The organism is Variovorax sp. GW821-FHT06D12, assembly GCF_059419205.1.
In genome coordinates this window covers 136,078-152,371 of the sequence record NZ_JBWKRI010000001.1, presented here as the reverse complement: position 1 = coordinate 152,371, position 16,294 = coordinate 136,078, and the positions used below count along the sequence as shown (strand labels likewise).

General features: G+C 70.1%; 15 protein-coding genes. 6 read left to right on the top strand and 9 right to left on the bottom strand.

The genetic code is table 11. The features are described 5' to 3' along the window. Positions 1–39 precede the first annotated feature (39 nt). Positions 40–1,092 carry an aldo/keto reductase gene (locus AC07SQ_RS00735; RefSeq protein ID WP_139706342.1) on the top strand — a complete coding sequence of 351 codons (1,053 nt, stop codon included), beginning with the start codon at positions 40–42 and terminating at the stop codon, positions 1,090–1,092. Here the strand turns inward: AC07SQ_RS00735 and bioD are convergent. From bioD to AC07SQ_RS00700, 7 genes are all read right to left on the bottom strand, one after another. Beyond that, positions 1,075–1,842, bottom strand: coding sequence for a dethiobiotin synthase (gene bioD, locus AC07SQ_RS00730; protein WP_495271358.1), 768 nt, complete (start codon positions 1,840–1,842; stop codon positions 1,075–1,077). The two genes, AC07SQ_RS00735 and bioD, sit on opposite strands and share 18 nt — an antisense overlap. Next, entirely contained in the window at positions 1,839–3,071 is a 1,233-nt protein-coding gene (gene bioF / locus AC07SQ_RS00725; protein ID WP_495271359.1) for an 8-amino-7-oxononanoate synthase, read from the bottom strand. The genes bioD and bioF overlap by 4 nt, the downstream gene beginning before the upstream one ends. Further along, on the bottom strand, positions 3,055–4,482 hold the full coding sequence (locus tag AC07SQ_RS00720; protein WP_495271360.1) for an adenosylmethionine--8-amino-7-oxononanoate transaminase: 1,428 nt from the start codon (positions 4,480–4,482) through the stop codon (positions 3,055–3,057). Before AC07SQ_RS00720 ends, bioF begins: the two co-directional genes overlap by 17 nt. A 298-nt stretch (positions 4,483–4,780) precedes the next feature. After that, positions 4,781–5,092 (bottom strand): plasmid stabilization protein, encoded by a 312-nt coding sequence (locus AC07SQ_RS00715; protein ID WP_495271361.1) that lies wholly within the window; start codon positions 5,090–5,092, stop codon positions 4,781–4,783. A gap of 114 nt (positions 5,093–5,206) precedes the next feature. Continuing rightward, positions 5,207–5,797 (bottom strand): DUF4304 domain-containing protein, encoded by a 591-nt coding sequence (locus AC07SQ_RS00710; RefSeq protein ID WP_495271362.1) that lies wholly within the window; start codon positions 5,795–5,797, stop codon positions 5,207–5,209. Next, the gene (locus tag AC07SQ_RS00705) at positions 5,794–6,411 is read right to left on the bottom strand and encodes an alpha-ketoglutarate-dependent dioxygenase AlkB (RefSeq protein ID WP_495271363.1); all 618 of its coding nucleotides are present in this window, start codon (positions 6,409–6,411) and stop codon (positions 5,794–5,796) included. The genes AC07SQ_RS00710 and AC07SQ_RS00705 overlap by 4 nt, the downstream gene beginning before the upstream one ends. After that, a complete protein-coding gene (locus AC07SQ_RS00700) occupies positions 6,389–8,719 on the bottom strand; it encodes an ATP-dependent DNA helicase (RefSeq protein WP_495271364.1) in 2,331 nt (776 codons plus the stop codon). Before AC07SQ_RS00700 ends, AC07SQ_RS00705 begins: the two co-directional genes overlap by 23 nt. Before the next feature lie 141 nt (positions 8,720–8,860). Here AC07SQ_RS00700 and AC07SQ_RS00695 point away from each other — a divergent pair, with 141 nt between their 5' ends. From AC07SQ_RS00695 to AC07SQ_RS00675, 5 genes are all read left to right on the top strand, one after another. After that, positions 8,861–12,361, top strand: coding sequence for a response regulator (locus tag AC07SQ_RS00695; protein ID WP_495271365.1), 3,501 nt, complete (start codon positions 8,861–8,863; stop codon positions 12,359–12,361). A 47-nt stretch (positions 12,362–12,408) separates the two neighbouring features. Further along, positions 12,409–13,239, top strand: coding sequence for a CheR family methyltransferase (locus AC07SQ_RS00690; RefSeq protein ID WP_062480071.1), 831 nt, complete (start codon positions 12,409–12,411; stop codon positions 13,237–13,239). Then, on the top strand, positions 13,236–13,850 hold the full coding sequence (locus AC07SQ_RS00685) for a chemotaxis protein CheB (RefSeq protein WP_062480044.1): 615 nt from the start codon (positions 13,236–13,238) through the stop codon (positions 13,848–13,850). The genes AC07SQ_RS00690 and AC07SQ_RS00685 overlap by 4 nt, the downstream gene beginning before the upstream one ends. After that, the gene (locus AC07SQ_RS00680; protein WP_495271366.1) at positions 13,840–15,057 is read left to right on the top strand and encodes a hybrid sensor histidine kinase/response regulator; all 1,218 of its coding nucleotides are present in this window, start codon (positions 13,840–13,842) and stop codon (positions 15,055–15,057) included. The genes AC07SQ_RS00685 and AC07SQ_RS00680 overlap by 11 nt, the downstream gene beginning before the upstream one ends. A gap of 85 nt (positions 15,058–15,142) precedes the next feature. Next, positions 15,143–15,502, top strand: coding sequence for a response regulator (locus AC07SQ_RS00675; RefSeq protein WP_095745227.1), 360 nt, complete (start codon positions 15,143–15,145; stop codon positions 15,500–15,502). A 13-nt stretch (positions 15,503–15,515) separates the two neighbouring features. Here the strand turns inward: AC07SQ_RS00675 and AC07SQ_RS00670 are convergent, their stop codons facing one another. Next, a complete protein-coding gene (locus tag AC07SQ_RS00670) occupies positions 15,516–15,746 on the bottom strand; it encodes a hypothetical protein (RefSeq protein ID WP_492683763.1) in 231 nt (76 codons plus the stop codon). A 185-nt stretch (positions 15,747–15,931) separates the two neighbouring features. Then, positions 15,932–16,282 (bottom strand): hypothetical protein, encoded by a 351-nt coding sequence (locus AC07SQ_RS00665; protein ID WP_495271367.1) that lies wholly within the window; start codon positions 16,280–16,282, stop codon positions 15,932–15,934. Between the last annotated feature and the right edge of the window lie 12 nt (positions 16,283–16,294).

Below are 16,294 nucleotides of genomic sequence, written 5' to 3'. Positions count from 1 at the left end.
ACGCCGGACGGCCCCTCCACCCGCAAAGGACAACTTTCGATGCAATACCGCCAATTCGGCCGCACCGGCCTCCTGGTTTCCGAACTCTGCCTCGGCACGATGACCTTCGGCGGCGCGCCGGGCATCTGGGACCACATCGGCCAGCTGCAGCAAGGCGAGGCCGAGGGCCTCATCGGCCGCTCGCTCGACGCCGGCATCAACTTCATCGACACGGCCGACGTGTACTCCGAGGGCCTGTCCGAGACCATCACCGGCCAGGCGCTGAAGAACCTGAAGGTGCCGCGCGACCGCGTGGTGGTCGCGACCAAGGTGCTCGGCGAAACCGGCAGCAAGGGCGTGAACTCGGCCGGCGCCTCGCGCTACCACATCATGGACGGCGTGAAGGCCAGCCTGAAGCGGCTGCAGCTGGACCACATCGACCTGTACCAGATCCACGGCATCGACCCGATCACGCCCATCGAGGAAACGGTGCGCGCGCTCGACGACCTCGTGCGCCAGGGCCACGTGCGCTACGTGGGCGTGTCGAACTGGGCCGCGTGGCAGATCGCCAAGGCGCTGGGCATCGCCGAGCGCGACCGGCTGGCGCGCTTCGAGTCGCTGCAGGCCTACTACACCGTGGCCGGGCGCGACCTGGAGCGCGAGCTGGTGCCGATGCTGCGCAGCGAACAGCTCGGCCTGATGGTCTGGAGCCCGCTGGCCGGCGGCCTGCTCAGCGGCAAGGTCGACCGCCACACCGCCACCGCGCAAGGCAGCCGCCGCGCGAGCTTCGACTTTCCGCCGGTGAACGTGGAGCGCGCCTACGACTGCATCGACCTCATGCGCCAGTTCGCCGAGCCGCGCGGCGTGTCGGTGGCGCAGATCGCGCTGGCCTGGCTGCTGCACCAGCCGGTGGTGACCAGCGTGATCGTCGGCGCCAAGCGCATCGACCAGCTGGACGACAACATCGCCGCCACCGAGGTGCGGCTCACGGCCGACGAACTCGCGGCGATCGACAAGGCCAGCGCGCTGGCGCCCGAGTACCCGGGCTGGATGCTGGCGCGCCAGGGCGGCGTGCGCGCCCAGCGGCTGGCCGATTCAGGCCGTCGCGGCTGACACGCGCGGGGCCTCGGTGCGACGCGCGGCATGGGCCGCGCTGGCCCGCAGCGCGCGCAGGTCGAGGTGTTCGGCGGCGCGCGCCGCCGAGGGCGCGGCCAGGTGCGGCACCACGCCCAGCAGCGGCGCACCGAGCCGGGCGCGCAGCGTCTGCAGGTTGCCTTCGGGCGAGAGCATCTGCGGCTCGACCACGCTCGCGACCCAGCCGGCCAGCACCAGCCCGCGCGCGCGGATCGCCTCGGCGGTGAGCAGCGCATGGTTGAGGCAACCCAGCCGCAGCCCGACCACGAGGATCACGGGCAGGCCCAGCGCCACCGCGAGGTCGGCCGTGTCCAGGTCGTCGCCCAGCGGCACGCAGAAGCCGCCCACGCCTTCCACCACCACCGCATCGGCCTGCGCCGACAGCCGTTCGAAGGCATCGAGCAGCACGGGCAGCGCGACCTGCACGCCCTCTTCCCGCGCCGCCAGGTGCGGCGACATCGGCGCCTTCAGCACATAGGGGCAGCGCCAGGCCAGCGGCGCGGCGACGTTGCCGGCCGCCTGCAAGCGCTCGACGTCTTCATTGCGCCATTCGCCGTCGATGGCATCGAGCCCCGCCGCCACCGGCTTCATGCCGACCGCGCGCAGGCCCGAGGCGGCCAGCAGCGCGAGCATGGCGCTGCTCACCAGCGTCTTGCCCACGCCGGTGTCGGTGCCCGTGACGAACCAGCGGCGCTGTGTCGCTGCTGCTGCTGCTGCTGCCGTCGTCATGCGGCCTCCGGCCACGGTTCGGCCAGGGCCTCGCCCAGCGCGCCGATGAGCCGCGCCACGTCGGCCTCGGTGTGGCTGGCCGACAGCGCGATGCGCAGCCGCGCGGTGCCGGCAGGCACCGTGGGCGGACGGATCGCGCCCACGCGCAGGCCGTGCACGTCGAGCCGCTCCATGGTCTGCATCGCGCGCGCGTTGTCGCCCACGATGAGCGGCTGGATCGCGGTCGGCGAATCGGCCAGCCAGGCGCTGCCGTCGGCCGGCAGCACCTGCTTCAGGCCGCTGCGCAGTTGGGTGATGCGGGCGCGCAGCTGCGCGCGGCGGCGCATGCCCTCCTCGCCCTCGATGAGCGCCAGGCTGGTGAGCAGCGCATGCGCCACCGCCGGCGGCGCGGCCGTGGTGAAGATGTAGGGCCGCGCGCGCTGCACCAGGAAGTCGATCACCGTGCGGTGCGCCGCCACGAAGGCGCCCGACACGCCGGCCGCCTTGCCCAGCGTGCCGATCAGCACCAGCCGCTCGGAGCGCAGCGCCAGCGCCTGCAGCGCGCCGCGCCCGGTGGCGCCGAGCACGCCGAAGCCGTGTGCGTCGTCGATCACCAGCCAGGCGTCGTGCTGCTCGGCCAGCGCCAGCAGGCCCGCCACCGGGGCGATGTGGCCGTCCATGCTGAAGACGGCGTCGCTCACGATGAGCTTGACCGGCGCGTCGCAGGCGGCCAGCTGCGCGTCGAGCGCCTGCAGGTCGCAGTGCGGGTAGCGCTCCACGCGGGCGCGGGCCAGCCGCGCGCCGTCGATCAGCGAGGCGTGGTTCAGCGTCTCCGAGAAGATCACCGCCTCGCCGTCGCCCAGCGCAGACAGCACCGCCAGGTTGGCCATGTAGCCGGTGCAGAAGAACAGGCTGCGCGCCTCGGGAATGTGCGGCGCCATCCATTCGCCCAGCCGCTCCTCGAGCTGCGCATGGGCGCGCGAGTGGCCCAGGATCAGGTGCGAGCCGCCGCTGCCCGTGCCGTAGCGCGCAGCGCCTTCGGCCAGCGCCTCGGCCAGCGCGGGGTGCGCGGCCAGGCCCAGGTAGTCGTTGCTGCTGAAGCCGAGCATGGTGCGCGGTGCGGCGGCGCCGGCCAGCGTGAGGATCTGCTCGGGCGCGCAGGCGGTCTCGGCGATCTGACGGCGGCGGCGCAGCGAGCGCGCCTCGAGCGCGGTGATCTCGTCCTGCAGGCGTTCAAGCAAGCGCAGCATCGCGGGCTCCTTCTTCGGCGATGGCGCCGGATGCGTGGGTGACGGCCTGGAGCGTGGCGAGCGTGCCGTCCACGAGCTGGTCGATCTCGTCGTCGGCGATGGCGTACGGCGGCATCAGGTACACGGTGGCGCCGATGGGCCGCATCAGCAGGCCATGGTCGCGCGCCGCGAGGTGGAAGCGCTCGGCGAAGCGCGCACCGGGCTCGCGCACGTCGAAGGCCGTGATCATTCCGCGCTGGCGCAGGTGGTCGACCGCTTGGCCGGCCAGCCCTTCGCGCAGCCGCGCCAGCAGGCGCGCGGACCGCGAGAGGTTGCGGTTCAGCGCGTCTTCCTGTTCGAACAGATCGAGCGTGGCGAGCGCCGCGCGGCAGGCCAACGCGTTGCCGGTGTAGGAATGCGAATGCAGGAAGCTGCGCGCGGCGTCGTCGTCGACGAAGCCCTGGTAGATGGCCTCGCGCGTCATCACCAGCGCCAGCGGCAGGTAGCCGCCGCTGATGCCCTTCGACAGGCACAGGAAGTCGGGCCAGATGCCGGCCTGCTCGCACGCGAAGAAGGTGCCGGTGCGCCCGCAGCCGACCGCGATCTCGTCGGCGATCAGGTGCACGCCGAAGCAGTCGCACAGCGCGCGCACGCGGCGCAGGTAGGCCGGATCGTGCATCGCCATGCCGGTGGCGCACTGCACCAGCGGCTCGACGATCACGGCGGCGATGCTGTCGTGCTGCGCGGCCAGGAGCGCCTCAAGCTCGTCGGCGGCGCGGTTCGCCACGGCGGCGGCGTCTTCGCCGGGCCGGGCGGCGCGCGCATCGGGCGAGGCCACGAGGTGCGCGCTGGCGAGCAGCGGCGCATAGGCGTCGCGGAACACGGGCACGTCGGTGACGTGCAGCGCGCCCAGCGTCTCGCCGTGGTAGCCGCCGCGCAAGGCCACGAAGCGGCGCTTGCCGGCGCGGCCTGCGTTGCGCCAGGCGTGGAAGCTCATCTTGAGCGCGATCTCCACGGCCGAAGCGCCGTCGGAGGCATAGAAGCAATGGCCCAGCGCATGGCCCGTGAGCGCCGCCAGCCGCTCGGCCAGCTCGACCGCCGGCGCGTGCGTGCAGCCGGCGAGCATCACGTGCGGCAGCGTGTCCAGCTGCGCCTTGAGCGCGGCGTTGATCGCCGGGTGCGCGTGGCCGAACAGGTTGACCCACCACGAGCTGGTGGCGTCGAGGTAGCGCCGGCCTTCGTGGTCGGTCAGCCAGACGCCCTCGCCGCGCGCGATGGGCAGCGGCGGCGCCACGTCGAGGCGGATGCTCTGGGTGCAGGGGTGCCAGACATGGCGGCGGCTGCGCTGTTGCCAGTCGGCGTTGGCATTGGCGGCATCGGCACCTGCGGCGGCTGGCGCGGTCGTGGGGGAGAAAACGTTCGAGGGAGGCACCCGCGCGTTCCTTTCTGGAGGGCAAGGCGGCGGATCGTATCGACGCGAACGCGCCCCGGCAAACGCCCGGAACGCGTGCGAAAAGAAGGCGGAATGACCGAGGTTGGGCGGTGTAGCGCGTGCGTTCAGGCCAACGTCGCGCAAGCTGGCGACTTCGTGCGGGGCCGCGCCGGCGCGGGGCCGACGCAAGTTGTCCGGCTGCCGTCACAGATGGCGAAGGAATGTCCGCTTTTCAGGGTGCGCGGTGGGTGGACTTCGCTTTTCGGACAACCGATATGGCGGATATTCGCAACCGGCTTCAGCCGCGCTTCTCGGCGTTGCGCTTGCGTGTTGCGGCGCCCTTCTTCGCGGAGGCCAAGCGTTCGGCGGCGGTGCGGTTCGCCGCGGCGGCGCCACCGAGGCGCCCGCCCTTGCGCGAGGGCCCGTGGTTCTCGGCCTTGCCGCGGCCCGCACCGCTCTTCTTGCCGCCGCCGGTCTCGGCATTCACCGTGGCCCAGGCGCGGCGCTCGGCCTCGCCCTTGGCCACGCCGCGGTGCTCGTAGCCGGCCTCGATGTGCTCGGCCTTGCGTTTCTGCTTGTCCGTGTAGGACGACTTGTCGCCTCTCGGCATGTCTGCGCTCCTTCAATCAAATGGGATGAAAGAAGCCTTCATGCTGGCCGCCTGTGCGGCGCCATGGGTCGGAAGAGGCAGGCGCTGCGCGTCAGCGCAGTCTGTCGTGCGCGCTCAGGCCGACAACACGTTCGCGAGGTCGGCCTTCAGGGCCGTGGCGCGTTCCGGCGCCCGCGCGAGCCCCGCCTCGACCAGCGCCTGTGCCCGTGCGCGGTCGCCCAGGTGCATCGCGATCCGTGCGAAGTGCAAGGCGTTGCGCGCATGGATCTGGTGCGGGTCGGTCTCGCGCAGCATCTGTTCGAAGCTCTGCGGATAGCTGCCATGCCGTGCGAAGAAAGTACGCCCCGGTCCTTCCCACTCGCTCACGATGAATTCGACGTTTTCCTCGGCCTGTTCTTTCGTCTCGCCATAGGCCCATCCGAACGCGGCGCCGGGCGGTGGGTCCAGGCGGTCGCGGAACACGCAGTGCGATTCTTCGAGCGCCTCGGGCGCCACCGGCGTTCCGCCCTCGGGCGGCAAGAAGTCCAGGTGCGCGCCGAGGTTCAGGTAGCAGGCCTTGCCGCCGCTGGCGCCCTGCACGTTGAACACGTGGATCACCGGCCCGTCGATGCGCCGCAGCGTCTGGCCCGAACCCTGGAAGCCTTCGGCCTTGAGCACGGGAAAGAGGTGGTGCGTGAGCAGCTTGAGGAAGGTGGTGCGGTTCATGGCGCGCGGGGTCTCCGAGTACGCAAGGTGATCGAATAACGCAGGCCCTCGGTCGGGGCGATGGCATGTTGCCATGCCCAGCGCGCCGGTCCGCGCAGCAGGTACACGGAGCGCGGCTCGATGAGGAATTCGAGCACGGCCGGCCCCGACGCGGGCGCGCCGGGCACATACGGCCGGAACTGCATCACCGCGTCGCCGCACAGCGAGACGCCGACGATGTCCTCGAAGTCGGGCACGTCGCGGTGCCAGCCCAGCGGCGTGCCGGGGCGGTACTCGGCGATCAGCACGTGGGTGAGGTCTTCGGGCGCCAGGCCGGCCCAGGCGGCCGCCTTCGCGCGCAGCGGGTGCAGCGCCTCAGGCAGCGGCGCGCCGGGCTTGAGGCGGTTGGTGTCGAAGTCGTAGCTGCCGCCGAAGCTGGTGCCGCGCCGGCGGGCGGTGTATTCCTTGTAGCGCATCTCCTTGAGCGGCAGGCCCTGCACGATGCGCAGCAGGCCGGCCTCCTCCTCGCGCGACAGGAAGCCGGCTTCGTAGCGCAGGCCCTCGATGGCCGCCACGGGCGCCTCGCCGAACAGGTCGGGCTGGCCGGCGTGCTCAAGGCGTCGGGTGGCGCGCATCGTTTTCCCCGGCCTCCCCGGCCAGCTGCACATGCCACCAGCGCGGCAGCAGCTCGCGGATCTCGGCGCGCGCAAAGCGGTCGTCGAGCAGGTGCAGCACGCCCGTGTCGGCCTCGGTACGGATCACGCGGCCGGCGGCCTGCACCACCTTCTGCAGGCCGGGGTAGAGGTAGGTGTACTCGTAGCCCTTGCCGAAGCGCGACTGCATGCGCTCGCGCGTGATCTCGTTGAGTTCGTTGTACTGGGGCAGCCCCAGGCTGGCGACGAAGGCGCCGATGAGCCGGCTTCCCGGCAGGTCGATGCCTTCGCCGAACGCACCGCCGAGCACGGCGAAGCCGATGCCCTGCCCGCCCTCTTCGAAGCGCGCGACGAAATCGTGGCGGTCGGTTTCGCGCATGCCGCGCGTCTGCGTCCACACGGGCACGCCGGGGTGGCGCAGCGAGAACGCGGCGCAGGCCTTGTCCAGGTAGTCGAAGCTGCTGAAGAAGGCCAGGTAGTTGCCGGGCAGGCGTTCGAACTGCGCGCCGATGATGTCCGTCACATGGCGCAGCGAGCCGGCGCGGTCGCGAAAGCGCGTGGAGACGCCGGTCGCGACCTCGACGCGCAGCTGCTGGCCGCGAAACGGCGATTCGACGTCGAGCAGCGCCGTGTCTTCGGGCAGGCCGAGCGCGTCGCGGTAGAACGCGAACGGCGCGAGCGTGCCCGAGAAGCAGGTGACCGACACCGCGTCCGCGAAGCGGCCTTCGAGGAACGGCCCGGGCACGAGGTTGCGGATGGCCAGCCCGCGCTGCTCCTGCGTGGCGCCCAGCGTGCGCTCGAACACCGAGTGGTCGTCGAAGACCTCGGCCAGCCGCGCGAAGTGCAGCGCATCGAAGAAGAAGCGCTGCAGCGGCCCCTGCGCCGCGTCGGGCGTGGCGGCGAAGTGCTCGGCCATCGCGGTGTTGGCGGCCTGCAGCGTGCGCAGGAAGCGCTCGGGGATCTCGTCGGCGGTGTCGTAGTCGGCGGTCTGCGCCTGCTGCAGCGTGTCCCATTCGCGGAACAGCCGCGCCAGCGGGCCGCGCACGGCGGCGGGCGCTGCGCGGTGCGCTTCTTCCAGCGCCGCGCCTTCGAGCTTCGCGGTGTACATGCCGCGTGCGCGCTCCAGCAGGTTGTGGGCCTCGTCGACCAGCACGGCGACGCGCCAGCTGGCGTCCTTCATGCTGGCGAACAGGAACGCGCTGCTGTCGAAGTAGTAGTTGTAGTCGCCCACGACGACGTCGCTCCAGTGCGTCATTTCCTGCGCCAGGAAATAGGGGCACACCTCGTGCGCGAGCGCGACCCGCCGCAGCGCTTCGCGGTCGAGCCAGCTCACCTGCGCGGCCTCGGCGCGCGCGGCGGGCAGGCGGTCGTAGAAGCCGCGCGCCAGCGGGCAGGCCTCGCCGTGGCAGGCGCGGTCGGGGTACTCGCAGACCTTCTCGCGGGCCGCGAGTTCGAGCACGCGCGGCCGGTGCGCGCCGCCCTGCCCCAGCACGCGCAAGGCGTCGAGCGCCACGGGCCGGCCGGAGGTCTTGGCGGTGAGGAAGAACACCTTGTCGAGCTTGTGCGTCGCGCGCGCCTTGAGCAGCGGAAAGAGCGTGGCCAGCGTCTTGCCGATGCCAGTGGGCGCCTGCGCCAGCAGGCAGCGCTCGCCCACGGCGGCGCGGTAAACCGCCTCGGCCAGTTCGCGCTGGCCGGTGCGGAAGTCGGCGTGGGGAAACTCGAGCCGCGCCAGCGCGTCGTCGAGCGCGCCGCGGTGCGCGGCCTCGCGCTGCGCCCAGTCGCTGTAGCAGGCGCACAGGGTTTCGAAGTGCGTGCGCAGCGTGTCGCGCGTGTGCTGCTCTTCGAGCACCGTCTCGTCGCCGCTGGCCAGGTCGAGATAGACCAGCGCGACGGTCAGGCTCTCGTGCCCTTCCTGTTCGCACAGCATCCAGCCGTAGCAGCGCACCTGGGCCCAGTGCAGCGCGCGGTGGTTGGAGCGGATGGCGTCGAAGTCGCCGCGGAAGGTCTTGATTTCTTCCACCCGCGCCTGCGCCGGGTCGTAGCCGTCGGCCCGGCCGCGCACGCGCAGCGTGCCGCAGGCGGTGGCCAGCGGCACCTCGCTCTGGTAGTCGCCGCCGCGCCGGGCCTGCACCAGCGCGTGGCCGGCCATGCCTTCGAGCGCGCTGGGCGCGGGCACGAAGCGCAGGTCGAGATCGCCCGCCTTCGCGCCGAAGGCGCACAGGGCCTTGACGGACACGACGTGCGCCGCCGAAACGGCGGCTGACGGGGCGGAATGGAGGTCGGAAGGCATGCTGCCGATACTGGATGAAATCACAGTATAGCGAGCGCCGAATGCGGCAATACGTCACACAAATCGGTATCGAGGCCTTCTCCGACAGGTCAAATGATCTTTTTCGGCAAGACTTGACAAGTTTTGCTTACAAATGCATTCATGAAAACTCCCTCCGCGATCGACCCCGTCGAATTCGACCGCCTGCTCAGCCGCAACCTCAAGCTGCCGCTGCTGGGCGGACTGATCGGGGCCGTGGCGTTCGTCGCGCTGATCCTGTATCTGCTGACGAGCCTGAGCTGGGTCGAGCACACCGACCAGGTCACGCGCGCCGCCAGCGAACTGCAACGCCGTTCCATCGACATGGAAACGGGCATGCGCGGTTTCCTGATCACCGGCGAGGAGAGTTTTCTCGAGCCCTACCAGTCCGCCCTGCCGCGCCTGAAGGCCGACACCGACGCGCTGCGCCGCCAGGTGTCGGACAACCGCCAGCAGGTGGAGCGCGTCGACCGCATCGTCGGCCTGCAGGAGTCGTGGCTGAACTTCGCGCGGGAAATGATCGAGGCCCGGCGCAACGGCATCGATCCGCAGGCCACCGTCCGGCTGGGCCGCGGCAAGCGCCTCACCGACGACCTGCGCGCCGAGTTCACGGCCTTCATGGACACCGAGCAGACGCTGCGCTTCCAGCGCAACACCGAAGCCAACCGCACCAGCTGGTGGGTGGTCGGGCTGTTCCTTCTGTTCACGCTGGTGTACTCGGGCCTGGTGGCGTTCTTCGGTCGCCGGCAGCTGATGCGCCTGTCCGACAGCTACGACGTGGTGCTGGGCGAACAGGCGGCGCACGCCGAGCGGCTGTCGCAGGAAGCCTGGCTGCGCAATGCGCAGACCGAGCTGGTGGGCGAGCTGGTCGGCGAACTCAGCGCGCCGGACATGGGCCGCAAGATCCTCGCGTTCTTCTCGCGCAACCTCGGCAGCTCGGTCGGCGCGCTCTATGTGCGTGAACGCCACGGCCCGCTGCGCCGCGCCGCGAGCTATGGTTTCTCCAGCGAGGCCGAAGCCTCGCCGCAGGTGTTCTCCCCCACCGAAAGCCTGGTCGGCCAGGCGGCAGCCGAGCAGCGCCGCATGCTGATCGATCCGGTGCAGGCCGATTACCTGAAGGTGAATTCCGGCCTCGGCGAGATGGCGCCCAAGGCCGTGCTGCTGCTGCCGGTGGCGGCCGACGGCGCCGTCAACGGCGTGCTCGAACTCGGCCTGCCGGGCACGCCCGACGCGCGCAGCGAGCAGCTGTTCGATCTGGTGGCCGACGACATCGGCACCTCGCTGGCGGCGGCGCGCTACCGCGAGCAATTGCAGGACGTGCTGGCCGAAACGCAGCAGCTCAACGAAGAACTGCAGGTGCAGCAGGAAGAGCTGCGCACCGCCAACGAAGAGCTCGAAGAACAGTCGCGCGCCCTGCGCGCCTCGCAGGCCATGCTGGAGAACCAGCAAGCCGAGCTGGAACAGACCAACAGCCAGCTGTCGGAACGCACCGAAGCGCTCGACCAGCGCAACACCGCCCTGCGCCGCGTGCAGCGCGACCTGGAAGACCGCGCCGACGAGCTGCAGCGCGCCAGCCGCTACAAGTCGGAGTTCCTGGCGAACATGTCGCACGAGCTGCGCACGCCGCTGAACAGCGCGCTCATCCTGGCCAAGCTGCTGGGCGACAACCCGCAGGGCAACCTGTCGCTGGAGCAGGTGAAGTTCGCGGAATCGATCTACGCCTCGGGCAACGACCTGCTGGTGCTGATCAACGACATCCTGGACATCGCCAAGGTCGAGGCCGGCAAGCTCGAACTGGTGCCCGAAGAGGTGCCGCTCGACAAGCTGGCCCAGAGCCTGGAAAGCACCTTCCGCCCGCTCGCGACCGACAAGAACCTGGAGTTCCGCCTGGAGCTGCGGCCCGACGCGCCGGCCCTGCTGGTCACCGACCGGCAGCGCGTGGAACAGATCCTGAAGAACCTGCTGTCGAACGCGATCAAGTTCACCGAGCGCGGCGAAGTGGCGCTCACGGTGTCGGCCACGGCCGACGGCGGCGCGGCCTTTGCGGTGCACGACTCGGGCATCGGCATCGACCCGCAGCAGCACGAGCTGATCTTCGAGGCCTTCCGCCAGGCCGATGGCACCACCAGCCGGCGCTACGGCGGCACGGGGCTGGGCCTGTCGATCTCGCGCGACCTCACGCAGCTGCTGGGCGGCTCGCTGACGGTGAAGAGCGAAGCCGGCCAGGGCAGCACCTTCACGCTGCAGCTGCCGCCGCGCGCGCCGCAGACCATGCCCGCGCCGGCCACGCCCGTGGGCACGCTGCGTTCGGTGTCGACGTCTTCGTCTTCACATGCGCCCGCCGTGCTGTCGCCGCCGCCGCTCGCGCCCCCTGCCCCGGCGCCCGTGGTGCCGGCCCCGCGCTTCGCGGACGACCGGTCGATTCCGCGCGACCAGGTGCGCCGCGTGCTGGTCATCGAGGACGAGCCGCAGTTCGCCCACATCCTGTACGACCTGGCGCACGAGCTGGGCTACCGCTGCCTGGTGGCACATGGCGCGGCCGACGGCTTCGAGCTGGCCACGCAGTTCGTGCCCGACGCGATCCTGCTGGACATGCGCCTGCCCGACAGCACCGGCCTGGACGTGCTGCAAAAGCTCAAGGACTCGCCGCACACGCGCCACATCCCGATCCACGTCGTCTCGGCCGCCGACAACGCGCAGGCCGCCGCGCTGCACATGGGCGCCATCGGCTTCGCGCTGAAGCCGGCCACGCGCGAGGAGCTGACCAAGGTGTTCGGCCGGCTGGAAGAAAAGCTCACGCAGAAGGTCAAGGTCGTGCTGCTGGTGGAAGACGACGCCTTGCAGCGCGAGAGCGTGATCCGGCTGATCGGCGACGACGACATCGAGATCGTCGCGGTCGGCTCCGGCGAGGAGGCGCTCGCGCTGCTGCGCACGCGCGTGTTCGACTGCATGATCACCGACCTGCGGCTGCCCGACATGCAGGGCAGCGAGCTGCTCAAGGCCATGGCGGCGGAAGAGATCGTGTCGTTCCCGCCGGTCATCGTCTACACCGGGCGCAACCTCACGCGCGACGAAGAAACCGAGCTGCAGCGCTACTCGCGCTCGATCATCATCAAGGGCGCGCGCTCGCCCGAGCGGCTGCTCGACGAGGTGACGCTGTTCCTGCACAAGGTGGAGGCTTCGCTGTCCAGCGAACGCCAAGGCATGCTGAAGACGGCGCGCGGGCGCGACCGCATCTTCGAGGGCCGCACCATCCTGCTGGTGGACGACGACGTGCGCAACATCTTCGCGCTCACCAGCGCGCTGGAGCAGCGCGGCGCCACGGTCGAGATCGGGCGCAACGGCCGCGAGGCGCTGGAGCGGCTGGACCAGGTCAGCGAGATCGACCTCGTACTGATGGACGTGATGATGCCGGAGATGGACGGCCTGGAAGCCACGCGCCGCCTGCGCGCCGACCCGCGCTTCGCGAAGATGCCGGTGATCGCCATCACCGCCAAGGCCATGAAGGACGACCGCGACCAGTGCCTGGCCGCCGGCGCCAGCGACTACCTGGCCAAGCCGGTCGACCTGGAGCGCCTGTTCTCGCTGTTGCGCGTGTGGATGCCGAAGATGGAGCGCCTGTGACCCGCAAGCCCCTTCCCGCCGCGCTGCAGGACCCGGCCACCGCCCCCATGCAGCCCCAGCCGCTGAGCGACACCGAGATCGAGCTGCGCCTGCTGATGGAGGCCATCTACCTCAAGTACAGCTACGACTTTCGCAACTACACCACGGCCTCGCAGAAGCGCCGCGTGCTGTATGCGCTGGAGCAGCTCGAGCTGCCCAGCATCTCGGCACTGCAGGACCGCGTGCTGCGCGACGCGGCGCTGTTCGGCCAGCTGCTGCAGTTCCTGACCATTCCCGTGAGCGAGATGTTCCGCGACCCGGCCTACTTCCTGGCACTGCGCCGGCACGTGGTGCCGATCCTGCACACCTACCCCTCGGTCAAGGTGTGGGTGGCGGGCTGCAGCACGGGCGAAGAGGTGTTCTCGCTGGCCATCCTGCTGCGCGAGGAAGGCCTGCTCGAGCGCACGCAGATCTACGCCACCGACATCAACCCGGCCTCGCTCGAGAAGGCGCGCCAGGGCATCTTTCCGCTCGAGGCGATCCGCGGCTACACGGCCAACTACCAGCGTGCGGGCGGCCTGAGCGCGTTCTCCGACTACTACACCGCCGCCTACGAGGCCGCGCGCTTCGACCCCTCGCTGTGCGCCGACGTGATCTTTGCCGACCACAGTCTGGCCACCGACAGCGTGTTCGCCGAGACGCAGCTGGTGTCGTGCCGCAACGTGCTGATCTACTTCAACCGCCAGCTGCAGGACCGCGCGCTCGGGCTGTTCCACGAGTCGCTGTCGCACCGCGGTTTTCTCGGGCTGGGCTCGAAGGAGAGCATCGACTTCTCGGGCTACGCCGACCGCTTCGACGCCCACGCGCGCGCCGAGCGCATCTACCGCAAGGTCGCATGAAGCGCGCCGGCACGCAGCACCGTCCGTTTCCGGTTCGCCGTGTCGAAGCCGTGGTGCTCGGCGCCTCGGCCGGCGGCATCGACGCGCTCAGCGCGGTGCTCGACGGCCTGCCGGCCAACTGGCGCATTCCGATGGCGGTGGTGCTGCACCTGCCCGAATCGCACGAGAGCCACCTGGCCGAGATCTTCGCGCAGCGCCTGCCGATTCCGGTGCACGAGGCGCTCGACAAGATGCCGCTGGTGGACGGCTGCCTGTACTTCGCGCCGCCGGGCTACCACCTGTCGATCGAGCGCGGGAGGCGCTTTTCATTGAGCTGCGAGCCGCCCGTGCTGTTCTCGCGCCCGTCCATCGACGTGCTCATGGCCTCGGCCGCCGACGCCTACGGGCCGTCGGTGGCCGGCTTTCTCATGACCGGCGCCAACGAGGACGGCGCCGAAGGCCTGCTGCGCATCCACCGCGCCGGCGGACTCACCGCCGTGCAAGACCCGAAAGAAGCCCTGGTTCCCACCATGCCCCTCGCCGCCATTGCGCGCCACGCCCCCGACCACGTGCTTCGGCTGCGCGACCTGCGCATCCTGCTGCAGCTACTGGAGCCCGCCCATGCCCATTGAGGTCGAAAGCAAGCTGCTGATCGTCGACGACCTGCCCGAGAACCTGCTGGCGCTCGAGGCGCTGATTCGCGCGCCCGGGCGGCTGGTGTACCGCGCCGGTTCGGCCGAGGCCGCGCTGGCGCTGCTGCTGGAGCACGAATTCGCGCTCGCCATCGTCGACGTGCAGATGCCCGGCATGAACGGCTTCGAGCTGGCCGAGCTGATGCGCGGCACCGAGCGCACGCGGCACATCCCGATCATCTTCGTGAGCGCCGCCGGGCGCGAGATGAACTACGCCTTCCAGGGCTACGAAAGCGGCGCGGTCGACTTCCTGCACAAGCCGCTCGATCCGCACGCGGTGGTCAGCAAGGTCAGCGTGTTCGTCGACCTGCACCAGCACCGCAAGGCGCTGCGCCACGAAATGGAATCGCTGGCCGCTGCGCACCGCAAGCAGGAAGAGCTGGTGCAGCAGCTGCAGCACACGCAGCGCGAGCTGGAGCGCGCGGTGCGCATGCGCGACGACTTCATGTCGATGGTGTCGCACGAACTGCGCACGCCGCTGAACACGCTCTACCTGGAGGCGCAGCTGCGGCAGCTGCACCTGTCCAAGGGCAAGCTCGACAGCTTCTCGCCCGAGAAGCTGCCCCTGATGATCGAGCGCGACCAGCGGCAGATCCGCAACATGGTGCGGCTCATCGACGACATGCTCGACGTGACGCGGCTGCGCCGCGACGCGCTGTCGATCCAGACCAAGCCGGTCGACCTGGCCGAGCTGGCCCGCGCCGTGGTCGACAACCTGCGCCACCAGGCCGAGGCCGCGGGCTGCGCCATCAGCCTGGACGCACCCCCCGCGCTGCGCGGCGTGTGGGACGAGTTCCGCATCGAACAGGTGCTGACCAACCTGCTGACCAACGCGCTGCGCTACGGCGGCGGCAAGCCGGTCGAGATGACGGTGCGCCAGGACGGTGACAACGCCGTGGTCAGCGTGCGCGACCAGGGCATCGGCATTTCGCCTGAAGACCACCACCGCATCTTCGAGCAGTTCGAGCGCACCGACGTCAGTCGCAAGCACGCGGCCGGCCTGGGCCTGGGGCTGTACATCACGCACAAGATCGTGAGCCTGCACGCGGGCCGTATCGGCGTGGAGAGCACGCCGGGCCACGGCGCGCGCTTTTTCGTCGAGCTGCCGCTGCAGCCGCCGCCTGCCACGGCCGACGCCGGGAAGTAACAAACAAGGCCTCTGTTACGGATTCCGGTAGGCACAGCGTCGATACTGCGGGATCGCAATCAATGGATGCCGAGAGAAAACAACTGTGAATGTGCTGATCGTCGACGACAACGAGGCCGCGGCCGACCTGCTGCGGGAGCTGCTGACGCTGCAGGATCACACCGCCCGCTGCACCTACACGGCGCAACAGGCGCTGGACGCGGCGGCCGGCGAGCGCTTCGATGCGGCGCTGATCGACCTCACCCTGCCCGACTTCCCTGGCACCGAGGTGGCGCGCCGGCTGCGTGCCACCGCGGCCGAAGGCACGCCGCGGTTGCTGGTGGCGATTTCCGGTTTTTCGGAAAGGGACGCGGCGAATGCGGCGCCGGGCGAGGTGCTGTTCGACCACCACCTGCAAAAGCCCATCGACATCGGGGCGCTCGAGCGCATCCTCGCGCCGAGTTGACTACCAGGGCCTGTCAGCGCATCGCGCGGTAGCGGTAGAGGCGAAAACCTTCCTTCTGGATGAAGCCGCTGGGTTCCCAGCCGCGTGCGAGCGCGCGGTCGGTGATCTGCGCCATCTGCAGGCCGATGCTGTCCTGGAGGTTGTCCCCCACGGCCAGCTCGAACTTACGGAGTTCGCCGTCCAGGGCCTCCACCGCCGCAATGGCGGCGTCGACATCGGTGAAAGGCCGAACGCTGGTCTGCATTTTTTGTCGCTCCTTCGGCACTCTGCGCGCCTGTTGAACGATGCAAGGCAAGTGTCATGCCCCGGGCCTCAACCCTCCTGCAGGCATGAAATGAATTCTTTGATCTTACAAATGTGACTGAATGTGACGTTTTCGTCAGAGTTCACGCCAAGAATTGGCATGCCTGCAAGCTTGCGGGTGGCCGGTCAATCGCGGTCGTCATCGTCGTCGTCATCGTTCGGCGCACGGTAGGGATAGCCGGGACCGTAGTACAGGCGCCCGCGCGGCGGGACGTAGATCGGGGCCGGCCGGTAGTACACGGGCGGCGGCGGACGGTAGTAGGCCCGCGGCGGTGGCGGTTCGTAGTAGATCGGGGCCGGGTACGCATAGACGGGCGGCGGCACGTAGTACGGCGGTGCATAGACCGCGCCGGGCGTGCCGATCTGCACCGACCAGCTCGTGCGCGCGCTGGCGGCACCCGTGGCGAGCAGCGTGCCGGCCGCGATCGCGGCAACCGCGGCCCATCTGAAAACAGAAGAATCACTTGGGGAATGCATGGTGGCTCCAGG

Excerpts from the sequence above, each read along its gene's own strand:
- AC07SQ_RS00735 (WP_139706342.1), top strand. The coding sequence starts at position 40 with ATGCAATACCGCCAATTCGGCCGCACCGGCCTCCTGGTTTCCGAACTC.
- bioD (WP_495271358.1), bottom strand. The coding sequence starts at position 1,842 with ATGACGACGGCAGCAGCAGCAGCAGCAGCGACACAGCGCCGCTGGTTC.
- bioF (WP_495271359.1), bottom strand. The coding sequence starts at position 3,071 with ATGCTGCGCTTGCTTGAACGCCTGCAGGACGAGATCACCGCGCTCGAG.
- AC07SQ_RS00715 (WP_495271361.1), bottom strand. The coding sequence starts at position 5,092 with ATGCCGAGAGGCGACAAGTCGTCCTACACGGACAAGCAGAAACGCAAG.
- AC07SQ_RS00710 (WP_495271362.1), bottom strand. The coding sequence starts at position 5,797 with ATGAACCGCACCACCTTCCTCAAGCTGCTCACGCACCACCTCTTTCCC.
- AC07SQ_RS00705 (WP_495271363.1), bottom strand. The coding sequence starts at position 6,411 with ATGCGCGCCACCCGACGCCTTGAGCACGCCGGCCAGCCCGACCTGTTC.
- AC07SQ_RS00700 (WP_495271364.1), bottom strand. The coding sequence starts at position 8,719 with ATGCCTTCCGACCTCCATTCCGCCCCGTCAGCCGCCGTTTCGGCGGCG.
- AC07SQ_RS00695 (WP_495271365.1), top strand. The coding sequence starts at position 8,861 with ATGAAAACTCCCTCCGCGATCGACCCCGTCGAATTCGACCGCCTGCTC.
- AC07SQ_RS00690 (WP_062480071.1), top strand. The coding sequence starts at position 12,409 with ATGCAGCCCCAGCCGCTGAGCGACACCGAGATCGAGCTGCGCCTGCTG.
- AC07SQ_RS00685 (WP_062480044.1), top strand. The coding sequence starts at position 13,236 with ATGAAGCGCGCCGGCACGCAGCACCGTCCGTTTCCGGTTCGCCGTGTC.
- AC07SQ_RS00680 (WP_495271366.1), top strand. The coding sequence starts at position 13,840 with ATGCCCATTGAGGTCGAAAGCAAGCTGCTGATCGTCGACGACCTGCCC.
- AC07SQ_RS00670 (WP_492683763.1), bottom strand. The coding sequence starts at position 15,746 with ATGCAGACCAGCGTTCGGCCTTTCACCGATGTCGACGCCGCCATTGCG.
- AC07SQ_RS00665 (WP_495271367.1), bottom strand. The coding sequence starts at position 16,282 with ATGCATTCCCCAAGTGATTCTTCTGTTTTCAGATGGGCCGCGGTTGCC.